Origin of the sequence: Methylobacterium sp. Leaf361 (assembly GCF_001424445.1) — a bacterium.
Lineage (GTDB): Bacteria > Pseudomonadota > Alphaproteobacteria > Rhizobiales > Beijerinckiaceae > Methylobacterium.
This window is the reverse complement of the sequence record NZ_LMPY01000089.1, coordinates 79,125-101,219: the sequence shown is the minus strand read 5'-3', so window position 1 is coordinate 101,219 and position 22,095 is coordinate 79,125. Positions and strand designations below refer to the sequence as shown.

Annotated in this window: 19 protein-coding genes; 9 read left to right on the top strand and 10 right to left on the bottom strand. The window is 71.7% G+C overall.

All coding sequences use genetic code 11. The features are described 5' to 3' along the window. The first annotated feature begins 63 nt into the window (after positions 1–63). The 3 genes from argF (at position 64) to ASG32_RS31555 (ending at position 3,788) form a co-directional block, all read left to right on the top strand. A complete protein-coding gene (gene argF, locus ASG32_RS31565; protein ID WP_056533996.1) occupies positions 64–1,044 on the top strand; it encodes an ornithine carbamoyltransferase in 981 nt (326 codons plus the stop codon). Positions 1,045–1,321: 277 nt separating this feature from the next. Then, positions 1,322–2,359 (top strand): Hsp33 family molecular chaperone, encoded by a 1,038-nt coding sequence (locus ASG32_RS31560; protein ID WP_082558136.1) that lies wholly within the window; start codon positions 1,322–1,324, stop codon positions 2,357–2,359. A 169-nt stretch (positions 2,360–2,528) separates the two neighbouring features. Then, the gene (locus ASG32_RS31555) at positions 2,529–3,788 is read left to right on the top strand and encodes a hypothetical protein (protein ID WP_056533995.1); all 1,260 of its coding nucleotides are present in this window, start codon (positions 2,529–2,531) and stop codon (positions 3,786–3,788) included. 91 nt (positions 3,789–3,879) lie between these two features. Here ASG32_RS31555 and speG read toward each other — a convergent pair whose 3' ends face one another. Genes speG through apaG form a run of 3 tightly spaced genes read right to left on the bottom strand, consistent with a single transcriptional unit; the run spans position 3,880 to position 6,041 of the window. After that, positions 3,880–4,431 carry a spermidine N1-acetyltransferase gene (speG, locus tag ASG32_RS31550; RefSeq protein ID WP_026605087.1) on the bottom strand — a complete coding sequence of 184 codons (552 nt, stop codon included), beginning with the start codon at positions 4,429–4,431 and terminating at the stop codon, positions 3,880–3,882. A gap of 14 nt (positions 4,432–4,445) precedes the next feature. Continuing rightward, on the bottom strand, positions 4,446–5,615 hold the full coding sequence (argE, locus tag ASG32_RS31545; protein ID WP_056533989.1) for an acetylornithine deacetylase: 1,170 nt from the start codon (positions 5,613–5,615) through the stop codon (positions 4,446–4,448). A gap of 33 nt (positions 5,616–5,648) precedes the next feature. Next, positions 5,649–6,041 carry a Co2+/Mg2+ efflux protein ApaG gene (gene apaG / locus ASG32_RS31540; protein WP_012319280.1) on the bottom strand — a complete coding sequence of 131 codons (393 nt, stop codon included), beginning with the start codon at positions 6,039–6,041 and terminating at the stop codon, positions 5,649–5,651. Positions 6,042–6,297: 256 nt separating this feature from the next. Between apaG and ASG32_RS31535 the strand changes: the two genes are divergently transcribed. Both ASG32_RS31535 and ASG32_RS31530 read left to right on the top strand, forming a co-directional pair. Then, positions 6,298–7,422, top strand: a complete 1,125-nt coding sequence (locus ASG32_RS31535; RefSeq protein ID WP_056533983.1) for a 2'-deoxycytidine 5'-triphosphate deaminase — start codon at positions 6,298–6,300, stop codon at positions 7,420–7,422. A gap of 35 nt (positions 7,423–7,457) precedes the next feature. Beyond that, positions 7,458–7,919, top strand: coding sequence for an Lrp/AsnC family transcriptional regulator (locus tag ASG32_RS31530; RefSeq protein WP_012319278.1), 462 nt, complete (start codon positions 7,458–7,460; stop codon positions 7,917–7,919). 22 nt (positions 7,920–7,941) lie between these two features. Here ASG32_RS31530 and ASG32_RS31525 read toward each other — a convergent pair whose 3' ends face one another. From ASG32_RS31525 to ASG32_RS31495, 7 genes are all read right to left on the bottom strand, one after another. Next, positions 7,942–8,463: a cysteine dioxygenase family protein gene (locus ASG32_RS31525; protein WP_056533981.1), complete on the bottom strand. Its 522-nt coding sequence runs from the start codon at positions 8,461–8,463 to the stop codon at positions 7,942–7,944. A 188-nt stretch (positions 8,464–8,651) separates the two neighbouring features. After that, on the bottom strand, positions 8,652–9,377 hold the full coding sequence (gene pgl / locus ASG32_RS31520; protein WP_056533979.1) for a 6-phosphogluconolactonase: 726 nt from the start codon (positions 9,375–9,377) through the stop codon (positions 8,652–8,654). Positions 9,378–9,432: 55 nt separating this feature from the next. Then, on the bottom strand, positions 9,433–10,410 hold the full coding sequence (gene gnd, locus ASG32_RS31515) for a phosphogluconate dehydrogenase (NAD(+)-dependent, decarboxylating) (RefSeq protein WP_056533977.1): 978 nt from the start codon (positions 10,408–10,410) through the stop codon (positions 9,433–9,435). Positions 10,411–10,544: 134 nt separating this feature from the next. Beyond that, positions 10,545–13,394 (bottom strand): bifunctional transaldolase/phosoglucose isomerase, encoded by a 2,850-nt coding sequence (locus ASG32_RS31510; protein ID WP_056533975.1) that lies wholly within the window; start codon positions 13,392–13,394, stop codon positions 10,545–10,547. Between the two features lie 83 nt (positions 13,395–13,477). Then, on the bottom strand, positions 13,478–15,553 hold the full coding sequence (gene tkt / locus ASG32_RS31505; RefSeq protein ID WP_056533972.1) for a transketolase: 2,076 nt from the start codon (positions 15,551–15,553) through the stop codon (positions 13,478–13,480). Further along, the gene (locus ASG32_RS31500) at positions 15,550–17,439 is read right to left on the bottom strand and encodes a glycoside hydrolase family 15 protein (RefSeq protein WP_056533969.1); all 1,890 of its coding nucleotides are present in this window, start codon (positions 17,437–17,439) and stop codon (positions 15,550–15,552) included. Before ASG32_RS31500 ends, tkt begins: the two co-directional genes overlap by 4 nt. A 108-nt stretch (positions 17,440–17,547) precedes the next feature. Next, positions 17,548–18,147, bottom strand: coding sequence for a hypothetical protein (locus ASG32_RS31495; RefSeq protein WP_056533967.1), 600 nt, complete (start codon positions 18,145–18,147; stop codon positions 17,548–17,550). A 221-nt stretch (positions 18,148–18,368) separates the two neighbouring features. Between ASG32_RS31495 and ASG32_RS31490 the strand changes: the two genes are divergently transcribed. The 4 genes from ASG32_RS31490 (at position 18,369) to ASG32_RS31475 (ending at position 22,087) form a co-directional block, all read left to right on the top strand. Next, complete coding sequence (locus ASG32_RS31490; protein ID WP_026605088.1) at positions 18,369–18,956, top strand: ANTAR domain-containing protein; 588 nt, start codon at positions 18,369–18,371, stop codon at positions 18,954–18,956. Continuing rightward, entirely contained in the window at positions 18,953–19,951 is a 999-nt protein-coding gene (locus ASG32_RS31485; RefSeq protein ID WP_056533963.1) for a CmpA/NrtA family ABC transporter substrate-binding protein, read from the top strand. The genes ASG32_RS31490 and ASG32_RS31485 overlap by 4 nt, the downstream gene beginning before the upstream one ends. Before the next feature lie 127 nt (positions 19,952–20,078). Further along, positions 20,079–20,258 (top strand): hypothetical protein, encoded by a 180-nt coding sequence (locus ASG32_RS31480; protein WP_020094181.1) that lies wholly within the window; start codon positions 20,079–20,081, stop codon positions 20,256–20,258. Positions 20,259–20,833: 575 nt separating this feature from the next. Beyond that, the gene (locus tag ASG32_RS31475; protein WP_056533962.1) at positions 20,834–22,087 is read left to right on the top strand and encodes an FAD-dependent oxidoreductase; all 1,254 of its coding nucleotides are present in this window, start codon (positions 20,834–20,836) and stop codon (positions 22,085–22,087) included. Positions 22,088–22,095 lie beyond the last annotated feature (8 nt).

Below are 22,095 nucleotides of genomic sequence, written 5' to 3'. Positions count from 1 at the left end.
CAGGAGGTAGAGTGCGGTTCATGATCAGGTGATCGGTGAGCAGACTCTAGTGATTGTGACGCGATGAAAGCCCAGATTGACGGCCGGGCACAGGCCCCGGCCAGGCACCTGAACGGTGCCGGCCCTCGTCATTTCCTCGACCTCAAGGATTTCTCCGGCGCGGAGCTGCGCCGGGTCCTCGATGCCAGCGCCGCCATCAAGGCGCGCCGCCGCAAGGGCGAGCTGGCGGCCGAGCGCCCGCTCACCGGCAAGACCCTGGCCATGGTGTTCGACCGGCCCTCGACCCGCACCCGCGTCTCCTTCGACGTGGCGATGCGCGAGCTCGGCGGCGAGACCCTGATGCTCACCGGCTCCGAGATGCAGCTCGGCCGCGGCGAGACCATCGGCGACACCGCGCAGGTGCTCTCGCGCTTCGTCGACGCGATCATGATCCGCATCCTCGACCACGGTCAGATGCTGGAGCTGGCCGAGTACGCCACCGTCCCGGTGATCAACGCCCTGACCAAGGTCTCGCACCCGTGCCAGATCATGGCCGACGTGCTGACCTTCGAGGAGCATCGCGGGCCGATCCGCGGCCGCAAGGTCGCGTGGTCGGGCGACGCGAACAACGTGCTGGCGAGCTGGGTCCACGCCGCCGCCCGGTTCGACTTCACGCTCAACGTCGCGAGCCCGCCGGAGCTCGCGCCGCCGCCGGCGCTCCTCGCCTGGGCGCAGCAGGAGGGTGCCGACGTCCACGTCACCACCGACGCCTTCGCGGCGGTGGACGGCGTCGATGCCGTCGTCACCGATTGCTGGGTGTCGATGGGCGACGACGACGAGGCGCACCGCCACAACCTGCTCAGCCCCTATCAGGTCAACGACAAGCTGATGGCGGCGGCGAATCCGGGCGCGATCTTCATGCACTGCCTCCCGGCCCACCGCGGCGAGGAGGTGACGGCCGAGGTGATGGACGGCCCGCGCTCCGTGGTGTTCGACGAGGCCGAGAACCGCCTGCACGCGCAGAAGGGCATCCTGGCCTGGTGCCTCGGCGCCAGCGGGCTCTGATCCCGCACTCATACTGTCCGGCCTCGCGCTCGCGGGGTCGGCGCACCATATAGGCGTGAGCGGGCGGCCCGTGCTGCCCGTCTCCCCATCACGGCCGCCGGAAGGCGGCATCCCGGCGACGAACGGAGCGCGCTGCGCCGCCGCTCCCGCTCCGGGCTGGACGGGGTGAGGGATCCGATCGCTCCGCCAAGGTCATCGCCTCACGCCGCCCGGCCCCCGGGAGGACGGATCCCCGCTTTGCCGGCACGCGCCGCCGGACGCATCGATCGGAGAGGGCATGACCTCAGGAACGCAGTCGCACCCCCAGTCGCCATCCCAGCCCCAGAATGCCGGCAACGGCCATGCCGGCACGGACGACGCCGTCCTGCCCTTCGCCGTCGAGGCGCTGGACGTCCGCGGCCGCGTCGTCCGGCTCGGCCCGGCCGTCGACACGATCCTGCGCCGCCACGGCTACCCGGACCCGGTGGCGCGCCTCCTCGGCGAGGCCGCGGCGCTGACGGTGCTGCTCGGCTCCTCCCTCAAGTTCGAGGGCCGGTTCCAGCTCCAGACCAAGACCGACGGTCCGGTCGCGATGATCGTGGTCGATTTCGAGGCCCCGGACCGGCTGCGCGCCACCGCGCGGTTCGAGCCGGAGCGGGTCGCGGCCCTCGGGACCGGCCCGCTCAAGGATGCCGAGCTGATCGGCACCGGGCATCTCGCCATGACCATCGACCAGGGCACAGCCGCGAGCCGCTACCAGGGCGTCGTCGCCCTCGAGGGCCAGAGCCTGGAGGAGGCCGCGCACCAGTATTTCCGCCAGTCGGAGCAGATCCCCACGCAGGTGCGACTCGCCGTGGCCGAGGCCGTGGAGGAGGGGGCCGGGCGCTGGCGGGCCGGAGGGCTGCTCGTGCAGTTCCTGCCCCAGTCGGTGGATCGGGCGCGCCTCGCCGACCTGCCCCCGGGCGATATCCCGGAGGGCCACGCGCACCTCTCGGGGGACGCGCCGGAGGACGATGCCTGGGTCGAGGCCCGCTCGCTGGTGGCGACCATCGAGGATCACGAGCTGGTCGATCCGAACGTCTCCAGCGAGCGATTGCTCTACCGGCTGTTCCACGAGCGCGGGGTGCGGGTGTTCGACCGCCAGCCCGTCCAGGAGACCTGCCGCTGCTCGCGGGAGCGGGTGATGGGCATGATCCGCTCGTTCACGCCGCAGGAGCGGCACGAGATGGTGGCGGATGACGGGCGCATCGTCATCACCTGCGAGTTCTGCTCCCGGCGCTACGACCTCGACCCTCAGGAGGTCGAGGCCGAGATCGCCGGACAGCCGGGCCAGTAGAGCGCAGGACAGCGGGCCTGCGGACCAGCATGTCCGCGTCTACGGCCAAGCTTTTCCGCGCGAAACGCACGAAGATCGGTATTCGTTGCGTAAATTTTTGAGCTCTCCAGGCTGAACCGTTTCGCGACCTTTGACGTTGCGTCGCAGATTCAACATTGGAGGGTACGCCATGCGGAAATTATCGATCGGATTGGCCGCGCTGCTGATCAGCACCTCGGCCTACGCCCAGCAGGGTGGCGCCGATCGCGGCGCCGGGATGGGCGGTCGCGGCGGTCAGGGTGGCGCCGAGTCCGGCATGAAGGCCGGCGGCGGCGAGCGCGGTGGCATGCAGGGCGGCGCCCAGGGTGGCATGCAGGGTGACATGAAGGGCGGCCGCCAGGCGGGGTCCGAGCGCTCCGGTGCCGAGGCAGGCCGGTCCGCGCAGGGCCGCGAGGCCGGCGGCGAGGGCCGCACGGGTCAGGATCGCATGGCTCAGGACAAGGACCGGGCCGGCACCGAGCGGGGCGACCGCCGCGGTGATCGCGCCGACCGCGACGAGCGCGGGGATCGCGACGGCGCGCGTGCCGATCGCGGTGACCGCCGCGGTGACCGCCGCGCCGACCGGACCGATTTCCGCGGCCGGACCGACGTGAGCCGGACGGATGTCCGGTCCGAGCGGGTCGAGGGCGGCTTCCGCCGCGAGGGCCGCTACGTGTTCATCGGCGGCCGCCGGGTCGTGTACGGCTCGCCGGAGTATCGCCGCCTGATCGTCACCGAGAACCGCGGCCCGCGCGCGCGCTACGTCGTGATCCGCGGCCAGCGCGTGCTCTACGGTTCGCCCGAGTACCGCCGCCTGGTCAGCGTCCGCGAGACCGGCCCGCGCGAGCGCTACGTGGTCATTCGCGGCCAGCGCGTGGTGTACGGCTCCCCCGAGTACCGCCGCCTCGTCTCCGTCCAAGAGGACCGCTTCGTGACGATCCGCGGCCAGCGGGTGCGCTACGGCTCCGCTGAGTACCGGCGCCTGAGCGGCGGCGGTGCGGTCAGCGCGAGCTTCCGCTCCGAGCAGCGCGCAGGCGCGCGCTTCGACAACCGTGGCGAGCGCGACGGCATCCGCAACGCGTCGCGGAACGAGGGCCGCAACGAAGGCCGGATGGACCGGAACGACCGCGGCCAGGATCGCGGGATGGACAAGGCCTCCCGTCAGCAGGAAGGCAAGAACGACGGCATGCGCAACAGCGACATGCGCGGCGGCCAGCAGGACGGCATCCGGAACGCGTCGGATCGCGGCGGCCAGCAGGGCGGCATGAAGTCCGGCGCCGAGGGCGGCCGGACGGGCGGCGCGGAGCGCGGCGGCATGAGCGGCGGCAGCGCGGGCGGCAACGGCGCCATGGGCGGCGCCCAGGGTGCCGGCCGGGCCGGCGGCCAGACGGGCGGTGCCGGCCGCAACTGAGCGGCGTGAGCGCGGGGGCGGGGCCGACGGGCTCCGCCCCCGCGTCGTTTCGAACTCGTCCGTCGCCCGTCGGCGGCGGACGAGACCCGGTTCAGACCTTCAGGACGGGCTCGGCGATGTCGCCGCCTCCGCCGCGGGCCCTCAGGTAGTCCGGCTGGAACAGGCACATCCGCACGGCGTCGCGGTAGCGCCCGTTCACGAAGAACTCGTCCTTCAGCACGCCCTCGGGGTGGAAGCCGCAGCGCTCGTAGATCCGCACGGCCCGGGCGTTGTCCCGGTCGACGTGCAGGTAGAGCTTGTGGATGTTGAGCACGCTGAACGCGTAATCCATGGCGATCCGCGTCGCCTGCCACGCGTAGCCGCGGCCCTGGAAGCTCGGGTGGATCGCGATCTGGAACTCGCAGCGCCGGTGCAGGTGGTTGATCTCGACGAGCTCGATCAGCCCGGCCGGCTCCCCGCTCGGATCGGCCACGATGAAGCGCCGCTCGGTCTGGTTGTGGATGTTGCGCTCGTAGAGCTGCTGCAGTTCGGCGAAGGACTCGTAGGCCTCTTCGAACCAGTAGCGCATGATGCTGTCGTTGTTGTTGAGCTGGTGGACGAAGCGCAGGTCCTCCCGCTCCAGCGGACGCAGCTTGATGGTGATACCGGTCACCGCATTCATGACGCACTGGCCTCGATCAGCTCGCGCAGGAAGTGCTCACCCTGGCCCAGGGCATCCAGGGTGATGAACTCGTCGGGCTGGTGCGCCTGGGCGATGTCGCCGGGGCCGCAGACCACCGTCGGGAGACCGGCCGCCTGGAAGCGCCCGGCCTCGGTGGCGTAGGGGACCGCGACGGTGTGGTTGCGTCCGGCGAGGCGCAGGCAGAGGCGCTCGGCCGCCGAGCCCGGCTCCGGGGCGAGGCCGGGGATGTCGACCTCCTCCAGCGTCTCGATCCGCCCGAACGCGCCGTAGCGGTTGAGGCGCTCGCGGGTGACCCGCTCGACCTCGGCCGCGAAGAGCCGCGGGATCTCGGCCGGGTCGAGATCCGGCAGGCCGCGATACTCCCAGAGGAAGCGGCACTCCTTGGCGAGGATGTTGCGGGCGGTGCCGCCCTGGATCGTCCCGACATGGACCGTGGTCGAGGCCGGGTCGAACCGCCCGGACGGGTCGCCGCGCTCGATCATCAGGTCGGCGATCCGGTTGAGGCCGGCGACGAGGTCGCAGGCGGCCGCCACGGCGTTCGCGCCGAGGGCGGGGCGGGCGGAATGGGCCTCGTGGCCGTGGACCGTGGTGAGGCAGGTGACGATGCTCTTGTGGGCGTCCGCCACCTCCATCCCGGTGGGCTCGCCGACGATCACCGCCGCCGGCCGCGGCAGGCCGTCGCCGAACCGCGCGATCCCGTCCATCGAGCCGAGGCAGGTCGTCTCCTCGTCGTAGGAGAGCAGGATGTGGATCGGCCGCTTCAGGCCGGCGGCGAGCATGTCGGGCACGAGCGCCAGGGCCAGCGCGTCGAAGCCCTTCATGTCGACCGCGCCCCGTCCGTAGGCCCGGCCGTCGGCGACGCGCAGGGTGAACGGGTCGCCGGTCCAGGCCTGGCCCGCCACCGGCACCACGTCGGTGTGTCCGGACAGGACGGTGCCGCCGTCGACCATCGGGCCGACCGTGGCGAGGATGGCGGCCTTGTCGCCCGCCGCGTTCGGGAGGCGCAGGTACGGGACGTCCCAGCCGTCGAGATAGGCGCAGACGGCGTCGATCAGAGCGAGGTTGGACTTGTCGCTCTCCGTGTCGAAGGACACGAGGCGGGCGAGCATGTCGAGCGGGCTCAGCCGCTCGCCGGTCGCGGACATGGATTCCTCCGGGGCGAGGCCCCGGCCGGGACCTCAGTGCAGGCTGCGGCGGACGTGCGGGCTGTCGAGGGAGAAGGCGGGGATCTCGGCCTCGAAGCTCTCGCCGGCCACCGTCGCCATGGTGTAGCTGCCGGCCATCAACCCGTCGGGCGTGTTGAGCGGACAGCCGCTGGTGTAGCAGAAGGACTCGCCCGGCTCCAGCACCGGCTGCTTGCCGACCACACCGGTGCCGCGCACTTCCTGGCAGGCCCCGTGCCCGTCGATGATCCGCCAGTGGCGCGAGCGCAGCTGGACCTGCTCGCTGCCGTTGTTCACGATCTCGACCGTGTAGGCGAAGAAGTACCGGCTCTCGGTCGGCGAGGACTCCTCCTCGACGAAACGAGACTGGACCGTCACACTTATTCCCCGCGTCTCGGCCTTGTACATCGCCCTATTTGGCCCTTCTTCGGACGGTACGACTCGCTGAAGCCGAATGGAACGCGCTTCCCGGCCGGTGGTAGTGGGCGGCGGAATCGCCGTCAATTGCGGCGGACTACCTCGCGCGGCGCGGCGGGCCGCCGGTCGCGGCGCCGGCCTCACGAGGCCTCCGGACGCGGTTAAGCCCGCGTTAGCGGGTCCCGGCGGACAACGCTGCTCGGCGTGACGCGGACCGGCCGGGGCGCGCGAGGGAGTCAGGGGCGCGATGAACGCGGGCGCAGCCACGGGAGCCGCCGAGTCGAGCGCGGACGGCCGATCCGGCATCCTGCCGGCCCAGGCGATCGCCGCCCTCGCGCAGGCGGGCGGCATCCGGAATGCGAGCCCCTTCGCGGCCGATCAGATCCAGCCCGCGAGCCTCGACCTGCGCCTGGGCGCCAGGGCCTACCGGGTGCGGACGAGCTTCCTGCCCGGCTCGGGACGGACGGTCCAGGCCTGCGTCGACCGGCTGTCGCTGCACGCCGTCGACCTGCGCCCGGGCGCCGTCCTGGAGACGGGCTGCGTCTACATCGCGGAGCTCCAGGAGAGCCTCACCCTGCCGGCCGATCTCGCGGCGGCCGCGAACCCGAAGAGCTCGACCGGGCGCATCGACGTCTTCACCCGCGTCATCACCGACCGGGGCGAGGCCTTCGACCAGGTCGAGCCCGGCTACGACGGGCCGCTCTACGCGGAGATCTCGCCGCGCACCTTCCCGGTCCTCGTGCGCAGCGGCTCGCGGCTGTCGCAGATCCGCTTCCGCCGCGGGGCGCCGCGGCTGACCGAGGCCGAGCTCGGCCTGCTGCACGCCCGCTCGGCCCTGGTCGACGCCGGCAGCCCGTCCTTCCAGGGGGGCGTGGCGGTCTCGGTCGACCTCGCCGGCTTCGACGGCCTCGTCGGCTACCGGGCCAAGCGCCACACCGGCCTCGTCGACGTCGACGCCCCCGGCCGCCACCGGGCGGCGGATTTCTGGGAGCCCCTCGCCGCCGACGGATCGGGCAGCCTGATCCTCGATCCCGGCCAGTTCTACATCCTGGCCTCCAAGGAGGCCGTGCAGGTCCCGCCGGACCACGCCGCCGAGATGGTGCCGTTCGATCCCCTCGTGGGCGAGTTCCGCGTCCACTACGCGGGCTTCTTCGACCCGGGCTTCGGCTATGCCGGGGCCGGCGGGGCGGGCGCGCGGGCCGTGCTGGAGGTCCGCTCCCGCGACGTGCCCTTCCTTCTGGAGGACGGGCAGATCGTCGGCCGCCTCGTCTACGAGCGGATGCTCGACCTGCCGGAGACGCTCTACGGGGCGGGGGCCGGCTCGAACTACCAGGCCCAGGGGCTCAAGCTCTCGAAGCACTTCGCCCTGTAGTCCGGCCCGGACGCGCCGACGGGAGCATCGATCGCATGGACGCCGTGGACCGGAAGATCCTCGATCTCCTCCAGCAGGACGCGACGCTCCCGGTGGCCGAACTCGCCGAACAGGTCGGCATCAGCGCGGCGCCGTGCTGGCGGCGGGTGAAGAAGCTGGAGGCGTCCGGGGTGATCCGCCGCCGGGTCGCCCTGGTCGACCGCCGCAAGGTCAACGTCCCCACCACGGTGTTCGTGGCCGTGAAGGCGCCGCGCCACGCCGCAGACTGGTCGGACGCGTTCCGGCGGGTGGTCGCCGGCTTCCCGGAGATCGTCGAGGCGTGGCGCCTGACCGGCGAGATCGACTACCTGCTGCGGATCGTGGTGCCCGATATCGAGGCCTACGACGCGGTCTACCAGCGCCTCATCGCCAAGCTCGACTTCTCGAACCTGTCCTCCTCCATCGCCATGGAGGAGATGAAGTACACGACCGCCGTCCCGACGATCTACGTGGCGTGACCCGACCGCGCCGCGGCGGGGCTCAGCCCGCCGCCACCGCGTAGGTGCGGTGGATCGACGAGTCCTGCGCCCGGTGATCGTAGCCGTAGACGTGGATCGAGACGGCCGCCTCCGGCCCGTCATTGGCGATCCGGTGCAGGTTCGGCCCCGTGGGCATCATGCAGGCGACGAAGCCGGGCTCGCGGACGGCGTCCATGGTCGCCACCGCGTGGGTCTCGCTGATCGGGCGATACCACGTCTCCCGGAGGCTGCCGCGCAGCAGGCCGAAGCAGCACGAGCAGTGGTGGTCGTGGACCGGCGTGACCGTGCCGGGCGCCCAGACCATCGCCCAGACGCTGATCGCCTCGGTGCCGAACAGGAGGTTCCGGCTCAGGCCGGGCCCCCGGCCGACCAGCCGCGACGGGTCGAGCAGATCCGGCTGGGCCAGCAGGCGCACCAGGGTCGCCCGGGCCGAGGCCAGATAGGCCTCCGGCGAGCGGCTCGCGGAGCGCGCGAGGTTCGCCAGCATCGCCTCGACGTCGGTCGGGATGGTGGTCTGCGGCATCGGCAGGTCTCCTTCGGTGCCCTTTCACGAGGCTGCACGAAGGATACCCAGAGGCTGGCGATGACGGGTTGCGTTCTCGAACGTCATCACGTGCGACGTGGCAATGCCATTGCTCGGAGACGCCCGAGTAGGAAATGGTGTTGCGCGCGCCCGATCATTCCCGCGCGGCTGACGCCGGCGCGGCGGGCTCAGCCGGCCGCGGCCTCGTCGAGCAGCCACGCCACGGCGCCCGCGCTGGTTACGCGGCCGGCCGGCAGGGTCTCGCCGGCGGCCAGCCGGGCCAGCGGGGCCCGCTTGCCGGCCCCGGTGACGAGGAACAGCACGTGCCGGGAGGACGCGAGCGCCGGCAGCGTCAGGCTGATCCGCGGAACGAACGGCTCCAGGCCGGCCTCGGGCACGGCGACGACGAGCCGCCGGGTCTCGTCGACGGCAGGCTTGCCGGGAAACAGCGAGGCGGTGTGCCCGTCCTCGCCGAGGCCGAGCAGCACGAGGTCGAACAGCGGGCGGGCCGGATCGAGGCGCTCGGCCCCGTAGAAGTCGCGGAGCGTCCGCTCGTAGGCGCGGGCGCCCGCCTCCGGACCCGCGTCCGACGGGATGAAGTGGAGATGCGTCGGCGGGATCCGGGACCCGTGCCCGAACGCCTCGCGGACCATCCGGACATTGCTGCGCGGATCGTCCCACGGCACGGCGCGGTCATCGCCGAAGAACCAGTGGATCCGCTCCCACGGCACCCGGGCCGCGTAGTCCGGCCCGGCGAGCAGGCCGTACAGCACCTTGGGCGTCGAGCCGCCCGAGAGGCAGAGCGCGATCCGGTCGGACCGGCTCTCGCCGCAGGCCACGATGATCCGCTCGGCCGCCTCGCGGGCGACCGCCTCCGGATCCTTCAGGACGTGGGTTCCGACGGGAAGACTCATGGGTTCGGGCCCTGCGGCTTCGGGGGTCGGACAGGTCGGCCTGCGGGCGTCCTGCTCAGCCCTTCGGCTCCTGGTGGCCGCCGAAGCCCTTGCGCATCGCCGAGAGCAGCTTGTCGGCGTAGCTCGCGTGCTCGCGGGAGCGGAAGCGGCGGTAGAGCGCGGCGGAGAGCACCGTCGCCGGGACGCCCTCCTCGACGGCGGCGTTGATGGTCCAGCGGCCCTCGCCCGAATCCTCGACGTAGCCGGAGAAGTCGGTGAGCTGCTCGTCGCCCGCGAGTGCCTGGGCGGTCAGGTCGAGCAGCCAGGACGAGACGACGCTGCCGCGGCGCCAGACCTCGGCGATGTCGCCCATGTTGAGATCGAAGCGGCGCTCGGCCGGCAGGTCGGACGCGTTGGCGTGGCGGAGGATGTCGAAGCCCTCCGCGTAGGCCTGCATCAGGCCGTACTCGATGCCGTTATGGACCATCTTGACGAAGTGGCCGGCGCCGGTCGGGCCCGCGTGGATGTAGCCCTGCTCGGCGCGGGGGTCGCGCCCCTCGCGGTTCGGCGTCTTCGGGATGTCGCCGATGCCGGGCGCCAGGGTCTTGAAGATCGGGTCGAGGCGGTCGACGGCCTCCTTGTCCCCGCCGATCATCATGCAGTAGCCGCGCTCCAGTCCCCAGACGCCGCCCGAAGTGCCGACATCCACGTAGTGCAGGCCCTTCTCCTTCAGGGCGGCCCCGCGGCGGACATCGTCGCCGTAGAAGGAGTTGCCGCCGTCGATGATGCAGTCGTCCGCCTGCATCAGCCCCGAGAGCGCCTGGACGGTCTGCTCGGTGATCGCCCCGGCCGGCAGCATCACCCAGGCCGCGCGCGGCACCTCGAGCTTCGAGACCAGGTCCTCCAGGCTCGACGCGCCGACCGCGCCGGTCTCGACCAGGGCGGCGACGGCCGCCGGGTTCTGGTCGAACACCACGGCTGTGTGCCCGTCGCGCAGGAGACGCCGGACGATGTTGCCGCCCATCCGGCCGAGGCCGATCATGCCGAGTTGCATTGCTGCCCTTCCTTACCGATTGCCCCCGCGCGGCGAGGGTCAGGCCCCTACGGCTTCACCAGCGTCACAGGCGATCCGCCGCGGCGGACCGGCGGCGGCGGGCCGGGAAGCCCCCCGCCGCCGGTCCGGGGCGGCTAGACGACCGCCATCTTCAGCGCCGCCGCGACCCGGACGAGGCCGGCCTTCGTGTCGCCGCCCTTGAGGTGGACGCGCAGCGCCCGCCGGCCGCGCTCGGCGAGGACGGCGAAGTCGCCCCGCGCCTGCGCCGCGACGACGGTGCTGAACCCGAGCTTCCGGCCCGGGATCGGCAGGTCCTCGGCAGCGTCCGCAGTGATCTGCAGGAACACGCCGGTGTCCGGGCCTCCCTTGTAGGCCTGGCCGGTCGAGTGGAGGAACCGCGGCCCGAACTCCAGGCAGGTCGCGACCTTGCGGGCGTCGCGCACGGCGATCCGCGGTTCCTGCAGGATCGCGGCGGACTCGGCGTCGCGCGGGACGTAGGCCAGGAGCCCCAGGTAATCGCCGTCCTTCAGGCGGCCGATCTGCGCCTTGATCGCGGCCTCGAGCCCCTCGGCGGCCGGCTTGAGGGCGTCGGCGTTCCGCGGATCGGCGTAGAGCGCGACCCAGTCGTCCTCGTAGAGCGGCGTCTCGGCGGGGAGGGCGCCCTTCGCCTCGGCCTCGGCGAACAGCTTCTTCGTCTCGACCTTGCTGGCCTCGACGTCGGGCTGGTCGAACGGGTTGATCCCGATCACCGCACCGGCCACCGCGGTCGCCATCTCCAGGCAATAGAATTCCTGCGGCAGCTGCTCGATCGAGTCGAGGGTGATGCGGGCAATCGGGTGGCCGTCCCGCTCCAGGGCGCGCAGGGCCTCGTCCTGCGCGGCCTCGGCGTTGCCGTCGAGGCGCAGGTAGACGAAGAACCGGTCGTGGCCGTAGACCGCCGGGACGCCGACCGGCTCGCCGTCCACCGGCACGAGGCCCTTGCCCTGCTTGCCGGTCGATTCCGCGATCAGCTGCTCGGCCCAGGCGCCGAAGCTCGCGATCGCCGGCGAGGCGACGATCGTCACCTTGTCGCGCCCGGCGAGCGCCGCGGCGCCGACGGCCGTGCCGAGCAGGACGCCCGGGTTCACGGCCGGCGGCACGGCCGGGCCGCAGGAGCGGACCATGATGCGGGCGGTCTCGAGGAGCGCCTTCACGTCGAGGCCCATGGCGGCGGCCGGCACGAGGCCGAAGGCCGAGAGCACCGAGTAGCGCCCGCCGATCTGCTTCACGCCGTAGAAGATCTTTTTGAACCCATCCGCCTTGGCGGCGCGCTCCATGTCGGAGCCCGGATCGGTCACGGCCACGAAGTGGTCGCCGGCCTTCTCGCCGAGCACGTCCTTGGCGCGGGCCAGGAAGTAGTCGCGGAAGACGTTCGGCTCCAGGGTCGAGCCGGACTTGGACGCGACGATGAACAGCGTCTTGGCCAGGTCGATGCTCGCCTCCAGGGCGCGCACCTGATCCGGGTGGGTCGAGTCGAGGATCTGGAGCTTCGGGAAACCCTCGCGCTGACCGTAGGTCAGGCTGAGGACCTCCGGGCCGAGGCTCGACCCGCCCATGCCCAGCACCACGGCGTCGGTGAAACCCTCCGCCCTCACCCAGTCGGAGAAGGCGGCGTAGTCGGCGGCCTTCTCCAGTTCCTCCTCGACGATGTGCAGCCAGCCGAGCCAGTGCGCCTCGTCGTGGCCGGACCAGACCGAGGCGTCGCCCGCCCAGAGCCGGCGGATCGACCCGCTGGCGCGCCAGGATTCGACGGCCTTCTTGGCCTCGGCCGACAGGGTGTCGTCCATGGCGAGGCTCTGCCCGTCCAGACGGTGCCCCAGCAGTGCGACGCGCTTGCCGGCGACGGCGCCCAGCAGGTTGTCGGCGGCGTCGATGAAGAGCTGCACGCCCTCCTTCACCAGCTGCTCGGCGACCGCCTCGATGTCGATGCCGGTCCGCGCGAGCCGGGCCATCACGGCCTCGGCGCCGGGCACGTCCTCCTCGATGGTTGCCCGCACCACGCCGTGGTCGCGGAACGCGTCCATGGTGGCCGGCGGCATCGTGTTGACGGTGTTCGGTCCGATCAGCTCCTCGACGTAGAGGACGTCGGAATAGGCCTTGTTCTTAACGCCCGTGGAGGCCCAGAGCAGGCGCTGCGCCTTGGCGCCCTTCTCGGCCAGCGCGGTCCACTTGGATTCGGCGAAGATCGTCTTGTAGCGCTGGTAGGCGAGCTTGGCGTTGGCGATCGCCACCTTGCCCTTCAGCTGCTCCAGGGCGAACTTCTCGTCCGGGTCGTTGGCCTGCGCGATCTTCTCGTCGAGGAGCTTGTCGACCAGGACGTCGATGCGGCTGATGAAGAAGCTCGCCACGCTGGCGATCCGCGAGACGTCGTGGCCGGCCTTCGCGCGCGCGTCGAGACCGTCGATGAAGGCGCGCGCCACGGCCTCGTAGGCCTCCTGCGAGAACAGCAGGGTGACGTTGATCGAGATGCCCTCGCTCGTCAGCTGCCGGATCGCCGGGATGCCCTGCGGCGTGGCCGGCACCTTGACCATCAGGTTGTCGCGCGACACCGCCTTGTGCAGGCGCCGCGCTTCCGCGAGGGTCTCCTCGGTGTCGAGGGCGAGGTAGGGTGAGACCTCCAGGCTGACGTAGCCGTCGGCACCGTCGCTCGCCTCGTAGACGGGGCGGAGCACGTCGGCGGCCGCCTGGATGTCGGCGATGGCGAGCCCCTCGTAGAGGTCGATGACGCGGCTGTCGCCGGTCGCCTGCACGGCCTTCAGGCTGTCGTCGTACTCGTCCGAGTGGCCGATCGCCTTCTCGAAGATCGACGGGTTGGAGGTGACGCCCCGCAGGCCGTCGCGCTCCACGAGCTGCTTCAGCTCGCCCTTCTCGATGAATCCGCGGGCCACGAAGTCGAGCCAGACCGCTTGATCCTGTTCGTCGTGCAGGGCCTTGAGCGCGTTCATGTCGGTTCCTCACCTCGCGTACCGCGTACTCTCGCCCGAACGCACCCTCCCGCCCGGACCGGGCGGGAGAGCAGGCCCCCGGGCTACTTCCTGTGCTTGGCCACCTGCGCCTTCGCGGCGTCCAGGACCTTCTCGGGGGTAAAACCGAACTTGGTCTGGAGATCCTTGATCGGCGCCGAGGCGCCGAAGGTGTGCATGCCGATGATCGCGCCCTCGGAACCGGCGTAGCGGTCCCAGCCGATGACGCTGCCCTGCTCGACGGCCACCCGGGCCTTGACGGCGGGGGGCAGCACCGAGTCGCGGTAGGCCTCGTCCTGGCGCTCGAACAGGTCCCAGGACGGCATCGACACGACCCGGGCCTTCACCCCCTCGGCCTTCAGGGCCTCGTAGGCACCGACGCAGAGCTGCACCTCGGAGCCCGAGGCGAGCAGGATCACGTCGGGCGTGCCCTCGCTGTCGGCCAGCACGTAGCCGCCCTGGGCAGTGCCGGAGGCGGCCCCGTACTTCGCGCGGTCGAGGGTCGGCAGCGGCTGGCGCGAGAGGGCGAGAACCGCCGGCTGGTTCTTCAGCGTGAAGATCACCCGGTAGGCCTCGGCGACCTCGTTGGCGTCGGCCGGGCGCAGGGTCACGAGGCCCGGGATGCAGCGCAGCGACAGGAGCTGCTCCACCGGCTGGTGGGTCGGCCCGTCCTCGCCCACGCCGATCGAGTCGTGGGTGAAGATGTGGAAGACCGGCAGCTCCATGAGCGAGGCGAGCCGGATCGGCGGGCGCATGTAGTCGGCGAAGACCAGGAAGGTCGCGCCGTAGGCCCGCAGCCCGGAGAGGCCGAGCCCGTTCACGATCGAGCCCATGGCGTGCTCGCGGACGCCGAAATGCAGGTTGCGGCCGCCCGGCGAGAACGGGCCGAACGAGCCCGCGCCCTCGAAGGTCAGGTTCGACTTGTTGGACGGCGCCAGATCGGCCGAGCCGCCGAGCAGGAACGGCACGTGCTGGGCGATGGCGTTCAGCACCTTGCCGGAGGATTCGCGGGTGGCGAGGCCCTTGGCGTCCGGCTCGAAGACCGGGATGTCCTTGTCCCAGCCCTCCGGCAGGCGGCCTTCCAGTAAGGCGTTCAGGTCCTCGGCGTGGGCGGCGTCCGCCTCCTTCGCCTTGGCGAGCAGGTCCTGCCACGAATCGTAGAGGCCGGCGCCGCGCTTGCCGATGCCGTTCCGGAAGTTCTCCTGCACGCCGTCCGGCACGAGGAACTGGGCGTCCTCCGGCCAGCCGTAGGCGCGCTTGGCGCCCTTCACCTCGTCCTCGCCGAGCGCGTCGGAGTGCGCCTTGGAGGTGCCCTGCTTCTTCGGGGCGCCGTAGCCGATCACCGACTTGACGATGATGAGCGTCGGGCGGTCGTTGGTGGCCAGGAAGGTCTCGATCGAGCCCGCCAGCGCGTGCACGTCGTTGGCGTCGGCGACGCGCAGCACCTGCCAGCCGTAGGCCAGGAAGCGGGTCGCGACCTCCTCGCCGAAGGCCAGCTCCGTGTGGCCCTCGATGGTGACGGTGTTGTCGTCGTAGATCCAGCAGAGGTTGGCGAGCCGCAGGTGGCCGGCAAGGGAAGCGGCCTCCGAGGCGACGCCCTCCATGAGATCGCCGTCCGAGCAGACGGCGTAGACGTTGTAGTCGAACAGCGGCAGGTTCGGCCGGTTCAGGTGCTGGCCGAGGAAGCGGCTGCCCATGGCCATGCCGACCGAGTTGGCGACGCCCTGGCCGAGCGGGCCCGTAGTGGTCTCGACGCCGGTGGTGAAGTGGTATTCCGGGTGGCCCGGGGTCCGGCTGTCGAGCTGCCGGAACTTCTTGATGTCCTCCAGCGACACCGCCGGGGCATTGCCGCCGTCGCTCTCGGCGACGCCCGCGAGGTGCAGCAGCCCGTAGAGCAGCATCGAGGCGTGGCCGCAGGACAGCACGAACCGGTCGCGGTTCGGCCAGTGCGGATGCGCCGGGTCGTAGCGCAGGTAGCGGTTCCACAGCGTGTAGGCGACCGGCGCCAGCGCCATGGGCGCGCCGGCATGGCCCGAATTGGCCTTCTGCACCGCGTCGATGGCGAGCGTCCGGATCGTGTTGATGCTGAGCGTATCGATCTCAGCGAGGGCCGCCTTGGCGGGAGTGTCAGCACCGCTCATGATGTCGCGTCTTCCAGTTCGCCTCGCGCGGTCCGCTTCGCGGCTTCGCGCTGCCGTAGGACGGCGGGAGGAGCTCCGTTGGCCTTACCACCCTGCCGATCCGCCGGCCCTTCGCCGCGCGTATAGCTGAGGAGCGTGTTGACGAGGGCGACGTGGGTGAACGCCTGAGGGAAGTTACCCACAAGACGCTTGGCTTGCACGTCGTATTCCTCGCTGACGAGGCCGAGATCGGTGCAGATGCCGATCAGGCGCTCGATCAGTGCCCCGGCCTCGTCGCGCCGCCCCAGGCCGATGAGGTTGTCCACGTACCAGAAGGTGCAGGGGAGGAAAGCCCCCTCGGTGCCGGTGAGCCCGTCGGTGGTCTGCCCCTCGGTCTCGTAGCGGAGGATGAAGCCGTCCCGCATCAGCCCCTTGCCGATCGCCTCCACGGTGCCGACCACCCGGGGATCGTGCTGCGGCAGGAAGCCGGTATGGGCGATGAGCAGGAGGCTCGCGTCGAGCGCCTTCGCGCCGTAGGACTGCACGAAGCTGTTGAGGGCGGGATCGAAGCCCTTCTCGCAGACCTCGGCGTGGATCTCGTCCTTGACGGCGCGCCAGCGCTCGGCCTGCTCCTGCGTGGCGCCGTTCTCGTGCATCTCGTGCATGCGCAGCGCCCGGTCGAACGCCACCCAGGCCATGACCTTCGAGTGCGTGAAGTGGCGACGCCCGCCGCGCACCTCCCAGATCCCCTCATCGGGCTCGCGCCACGCGGTCTCCAGGTGGTTCAGGATCGCGAGGCCGACCCGCAGGCCGTCCTTGCTCACCGGCAGGCCGCGGGCATGGGCCTGGTAGAGCGCGTCGAACAGCTCGCCGTAGACGTCGAGCTGGAACTGGCTGGCGGCGGCGTTGCCGATGCGGACGGGCCGCGAGTTCTCGTAGCCCGGCAGCCAGTCCAGCTCGATCTCGGGCAGCAGCCGCTCGCCCGCGATGCCGTAGAGGATGTGCGCCTGCTCGGGATTGCCCGCCACGGCCCGCAGCAGCCAGCCCAGCCAGTCGCGCGCCTCGTCGATGTAGCCGCCGTCCATCAGGGCGATCAGCGTCAGGGTCGAGTCGCGCAGCCAGCAGAACCGGTAATCCCAGTTCCGGATCCCGCCGAGCCCCTCCGGCAGGGAGGCCGTGGGCGCCGCCACGATGCCGCCGGTGGGTTCGTAGATCAGCGCCTTGAGGGTCAGCAGGGAGCGCTGGAGCATCCGGTCCCAGCCCGTGCCGCCGGCGCAGCGCGACGACCATTCGCGCCAGTGCTGGTCGGTGGCCTCGAGGACCTTGCGCGGCTCGATCGGGGGCGGGTCGTCCTCGTGGGAGGCGCCGTAGCTCAGGACGAACCGGTGCTTGTCACCGGCATGGACGGTGAACTCGGACACCGTCGTCTGCGCGTCCGATCCCTTGAGATGGACGTCGGTGCGCAGCACGACCTTGTGCGGGCCCGAGACGGCGCGCAGGTCGCCCAGCTCCGAGCGGGAGACCCAGGGCACGGCCGAGCCGTAATCGAACCGGACCGCCATCTCCATCCGCATGGCGACGCGCCCGTGCACGCCCTCGACGAGCCGCACCAGATGGGACCCGTCGCCGACCGGCATGAAATCCGTGACCAGGACCTCGCCCTGCCGCGTGGTGTGGCGGGTCTCCAGCACGAGGCTGCCCGGCCGGTAGGACCAGCGCGTCTCGACGTGCTCGGCCTCGGGGAAGATCTTCCAGAAGCCGTGCGCCTCGGTTCCCAGGAGGCTGGTGAACAGGGCGGCCGCGTCGAAGCGCGGCCAGCACAACCAGTCGACGCTGCCCTGACGGCTGATCAGCGCCGCGCTCCGGCAATCCCCGACGAGCGCGTAATCCTCGATGCGTGCAGCCATCCGGCCCCGGCCCCGGTCCGCGGCCGGCAGTCCGGGCCGTCCGCTGCGACGCACCTAGGACGTCCGGTCACGAGATCCAGAGGTGGGGGTACCCGCTGCCCGACGCGGTCAGCGCAGGCAGTCGGCCACCGCCAGGGCCACCGTGCCCTGGACCGCCCTCGCGCTGCTGCGCACGAGATTCGCCGCGTCGCCGACGGCCCGCGCGGCCGGAACCAGGGTCTCCACCACCGAGGCCGCGAAGGGCATGGCCTGCGACGGGAGCAGGGCGTCCTCGGCCTCATCGGCCGCCCCGCGGGCGGGCGCCATGGGATCGGTGTTGCTGCGGGGCGTCTCAGGGCAGCGCCGGCCGGGGCAGGCGCGCCGGCCGGCGGCCGCGACGTGGGCGTTCGCCCGTGCGGCCACGGCCGGACGGGCGGGCAGGGACCCCGTCCGCGCGATCACGGCGTCGAGCGGGTACTGCTCGGCGAACGCGATCACGGCGGGCGGGCGGCCCGGCGCCGCGACGGCGGCGATCGGCGCGAAATCCGTGGGTCCGGGAGCGGCGGACACGCCCGCTTCGACCCGGGCGCCGGGCTGCCCCGGCTTCGAGGTCGGGCAGTAGAGCGAGGCCACGCCCAGGATTGCCACGACGGCCAGCGTCGGCAGGAAGGGCATGGACACGCGGCCGTGGGCGGCGGTCGTCAGGGCGGGCTGATCTGGCCTGCGCATCCGAATCACCGATCTCCTTGACCGCCGCGAGGCCTGTACAGTGCGGCCAGCATTGCGGCGGAAGCTGGACCGTTTCTTTGCGCGGCGGTTACTGGTGCCGCAAGGTGGGATTCCGCGGAAACGGGCGCCGCGGGCCCAGCACGGGCACGGGCCTTGCTTAGCTCGCGGCGGCCCGCGCCGGGCCGACCTCGAGAAGAAGACCCGCCCCGTACCGGGCCACGATGACTGAAACCAATCTCACCGTCGCCGTGATCGACCCGAGCCGCGCCCGCGCGGCCATCCTGGAAGAGGGCCTGCGCGCCGCCGGGATCGGGCGCGTGGTCGTGATTCCCGACACCGCCGACCTCATGGAGCGCGTCGCCGCGCTCAAGCCCGACGTGGTGGTGATCCATCTGGAGAGCCCGAGCCGGGACATCCTGGAGCAGATGTCGGGTGTCTCCCGGCAGGTCGAGCGGCCCGTGGCGATGTTCGTCGACCGCTCGGATTCGACCATGATGCAGGCCGCCGTCGATGCCGGGATCTCCGCCTACGTGGTGGACGGGCTGCGGGCGGAACGGATCAAGTCGATCCTCGACATCGCGATCCTGCGCTTCAACGCCTTCGCGCGCCTCCAGCGCGAGCTCACGGAGGCGCGGGGCGAACTCGCCGACCGCAAGCTGATCGAGCGGGCGAAGGGCATCCTGATGACCATGAAGGGTCTCTCCGAGGACGAGGCGTACAAGCAGCTGCGCCGCAAGGCCATGAACGAGAAGCGCAAGATCGCCGACATCGCCCGGGCGATCGTCACCACCGCGGACCTGCTCGGATGAGGCTCCAGCTCGGCTACGTTCCGCTCTGCGACGCGGCGCCCCTGATCGCGGCCCACGAACTCGGCTTCGCCCGGGCCGAGGGGCTCGACCTCGACCTCACCGCCGAGCCCTCGTGGGCGACGCTGCGCGACCGGCTGGCGCTGGGCCATCTCGACGGCGCGCACATGCTGGCGCCGCTGGCGCTGGCGAGCCGGCTCGCCCTGTCGGGGCCGCCCTCCGACCTGATCGTGCCGCTCCAGCTCAGCACCGACGGCAACGCCGTCACGCTGTCCAACACGCTCTGGGGCGCGATGGACCCGGCCAGCGAGGCCCTGGCGGATGTCGCCCGCGCCTTCGCGGGCGTGGCGGAGGCCCGGCACCGCGCCGGCACCCCGCTGACTCTCGGCACGGTGCATCCCTTCTCGTGCCACAGCTACCAAGTGCGGCTGTTCGCCGAGGCCGGCGGCCTCGACGCGGCGGCGTTCCGCACCGTCGTGGTCCCGCCGCAGCACTGCGTGGAGGCGCTGGCGCGCGGTCTGGTCGACGGGTTCTGCGCGGGCGCGCCCTGGAACGACGTGGCGGTCGCGGCCGGCCACGGGCGTGTGGCGGTCCACGGCAGCGCCCTCGCGCCGAACGCGACCGAGAAGGTGCTGGCCGTCTCCGCGCGGCTCGACGGTGCGATCCTGCCGCTGGTGCGGGCGGTCGCCCGGGCCGGACGCTGGTGCGCGGATCCGGAGAACCGGACCGAGCTGATCCATCGCCTCGCCCGCCGGACCTATCTCGATCTCGATCCCGCCCTGGTCGGCCGGGCCTTCGGCGATCCGGACCCGTCCGCCGGGCCCGGCACGCGCATCCGCTTCGGCGCGGCGGTCGAGGAGCCGCGCGCCGCGCAGGCCCGGTGGCTGCTGGAGCAGATGCGGGCGTCGCAGCAGGTGCCCGCGCAGTTCGACATCGCGGCGGCGATCGCGACCGTCTACAGGGCGGATCTGTACCGGGCGGCGATGGCGGATCTCTGACGACGGCGACACTTCGCGCGGTTCGTCATCGGCGCGCGGAATCGCGGCGAAAAGCGGCGGAACGCGGGGCACGCTCGCCCGTTGTGCTTGAGCCATGCCCGGATGCCGCAAACTCGAAACTGGATCGTTGATCTCGCATCCGCGCGGGCGGGTCGAGCTTCGACGCTACGTCACGCGGGGCGGCCGAGTGCCCCGCGCCTGCAACGACAACCGTCGGGCGGGATCGCACCACGCCTGGTACTGGGTCCTGGCCGCCGGCGCGATGCCGACGCTGGGGCTCCTGGCGATGCTGTCGACACTCCTGTAACGGACCGCGACGTCGATGCGGGCGCGTTCCAGGCGCCGGCATTGCGCGCCTGCGATTCTACAACTCGAGAATCGGTGCGACACGCGGCGATATAGTCGCGAGAACTGACGTAATACGTTCATCATAATCCGAAGCTGCGCGTTGCCGGTCAGCCCATCGGGTCGATGCGGCGGTCGCGTGCGCGGTAGGCCCCCGTCGACGCGCCTCCGGAAACGTCCCGACCCTCCTGTCGCTGCCGGAAAGCCCGGTCCGCCCGTGATCGCTTTTGCGACGGGTCGCACAGTTTTTGTGCAGTGCCGAAGCCGCCGCTCAGACGGCTGAAACGTCCCGGCCGTCCCACCGATCCTGCGGGTCCGCGCGGCGCTCGCGGACCGCGCGGTGTCTGGCACGGAACCTGCAAACCTCCCCCCGTCCGTCAACGGCGACGGACAGCGCCGTCAGCGAGGCCGCTGATCCGGTTCTCCCTGGGGCTGAAGCCTGCCGGGAGACGACCGGCAGCGGCTTTTTCGTGGGCGGTCCGCCAACGACCCTGCACTCGAGGTTCCAGACGCGATCGAGCGATGGCGACATCCCCCATGGACACACGCGGACACGACGCGGGCGCCGGGAACGGCCCGCCGCGCGAGAGGCTGGTCGTCGTCGGCAACGGCATGGCCTCGCTGCGCTTCCTGGAGCGGCTCACCGAGGCCGCGCCCGGCCGCTACGACATCACCTGCATCGGGGCCGAGCCCACGGCCGCCTACAACCGGGTCCTGCTCTCCTCGCTGCTCGGCGGCGAGGTCGACGAGGCGGCCTGCGCCTTCCGGGGCCTCGACTGGTACGCGGATCACGGCATCCGCCTGATCACCGGCGCGCCGGCGACGCGGATCGACCGGGAGAACGGGCTCGTCATCGTGGGCGAGACACACGTCCTGCCCTTCGACAGGCTGGTCCTCGCGGTCGGCTCCCTGCCGATCCGCCTGCCGAAGCCCGGCATGGACCTTCCGGGCGTCATCACCTTCCGCGACCTCGCCGACGTGGCGGCGATCCGCCGTGCAGCCGTGCAGCACGCGAAGGCGATCGTCATCGGCGGCGGCCTCCTGGGCCTCGAGGCGGCGGTCGGGCTCGCGCGCCTCGGCGTCGAGACCACGCTGCTCCACGTCATGGACCGGCTGATGGAGCGCCAGCTCGATCACCACGCCGCCGGGCTGGTGAAGCGCGCCATGGAGGCGCGGGGCGTGCGCGTCATCCTCAAGGCCGACACCGCCCGGATCGAGGGCGCGTCCCGGGTCGAGCGCCTCGTGCTGGCGGACGGCACCGCGCTCCCGGCCGACCTCGTGGTGATGTCGGTGGGCGTGCGCCCCTCGGTGGCGCTGGCGCAGGAAGCCGGGCTGGCGATCGGCCGGGGCATCACGGTCGACGACCGGATGACCACCTCGGACCCGCGGATCTTCGCGCTGGGCGAGTGCGCCGAGCACCGCGGCCAGATCTACGGCCTGGTCGAGCCCGCCTACGAGCACGCCGACACGCTCGCCCGCCACCTCTCGGGCGAGCCGGCCGAGTACCGGGGCACGGCCCTGTCCACGAGCCTGAAGGTTTCGGGCCTGCCGGTCTTCTCGGCCGGGATCGTGGACACGCCCGACGACGCGGAGGCGATCGTGCTCTCCGATCCCGGCGCCGGCCTCTACCGCAAGCTGCTGGTGCGCGGCGGCCGGCTGATCGGCGCGGTGTTCGTCGGCGACATCGCCGAGCAGGGCGCCTGCAAGGGGCTGATCCGCTCCGGCGACCCGATCGAGAACGTGGACGACTTGATGTTCGGGCGCCTCGCGCCCGAGCCCCTGGCTGCTTGAGGAGGCGC

Excerpts from the sequence above, each read along its gene's own strand:
- tkt (WP_056533972.1), bottom strand. The coding sequence starts at position 15,553 with ATGAGCGGTGCTGACACTCCCGCCAAGGCGGCCCTCGCTGAGATCGAT.
- apaG (WP_012319280.1), bottom strand. The coding sequence starts at position 6,041 with ATGTACAAGGCCGAGACGCGGGGAATAAGTGTGACGGTCCAGTCTCGT.
- ASG32_RS31485 (WP_056533963.1), top strand. The coding sequence starts at position 18,953 with ATGAGGCTCCAGCTCGGCTACGTTCCGCTCTGCGACGCGGCGCCCCTG.
- ASG32_RS31495 (WP_056533967.1), bottom strand. The coding sequence starts at position 18,147 with ATGCGCAGGCCAGATCAGCCCGCCCTGACGACCGCCGCCCACGGCCGC.
- ASG32_RS31500 (WP_056533969.1), bottom strand. The coding sequence starts at position 17,439 with ATGGCTGCACGCATCGAGGATTACGCGCTCGTCGGGGATTGCCGGAGC.
- ASG32_RS31535 (WP_056533983.1), top strand. The coding sequence starts at position 6,298 with ATGAACGCGGGCGCAGCCACGGGAGCCGCCGAGTCGAGCGCGGACGGC.
- pgl (WP_056533979.1), bottom strand. The coding sequence starts at position 9,377 with ATGAGTCTTCCCGTCGGAACCCACGTCCTGAAGGATCCGGAGGCGGTC.
- ASG32_RS31490 (WP_026605088.1), top strand. The coding sequence starts at position 18,369 with ATGACTGAAACCAATCTCACCGTCGCCGTGATCGACCCGAGCCGCGCC.
- ASG32_RS31525 (WP_056533981.1), bottom strand. The coding sequence starts at position 8,463 with ATGCCGCAGACCACCATCCCGACCGACGTCGAGGCGATGCTGGCGAAC.
- ASG32_RS31555 (WP_056533995.1), top strand. The coding sequence starts at position 2,529 with ATGCGGAAATTATCGATCGGATTGGCCGCGCTGCTGATCAGCACCTCG.
- ASG32_RS31560 (WP_082558136.1), top strand. The coding sequence starts at position 1,322 with ATGACCTCAGGAACGCAGTCGCACCCCCAGTCGCCATCCCAGCCCCAG.
- gnd (WP_056533977.1), bottom strand. The coding sequence starts at position 10,410 with ATGCAACTCGGCATGATCGGCCTCGGCCGGATGGGCGGCAACATCGTC.
- ASG32_RS31510 (WP_056533975.1), bottom strand. The coding sequence starts at position 13,394 with ATGAACGCGCTCAAGGCCCTGCACGACGAACAGGATCAAGCGGTCTGG.
- ASG32_RS31530 (WP_012319278.1), top strand. The coding sequence starts at position 7,458 with ATGGACGCCGTGGACCGGAAGATCCTCGATCTCCTCCAGCAGGACGCG.
- ASG32_RS31475 (WP_056533962.1), top strand. The coding sequence starts at position 20,834 with ATGGACACACGCGGACACGACGCGGGCGCCGGGAACGGCCCGCCGCGC.
- argF (WP_056533996.1), top strand. The coding sequence starts at position 64 with ATGAAAGCCCAGATTGACGGCCGGGCACAGGCCCCGGCCAGGCACCTG.
- argE (WP_056533989.1), bottom strand. The coding sequence starts at position 5,615 with ATGTCCGCGACCGGCGAGCGGCTGAGCCCGCTCGACATGCTCGCCCGC.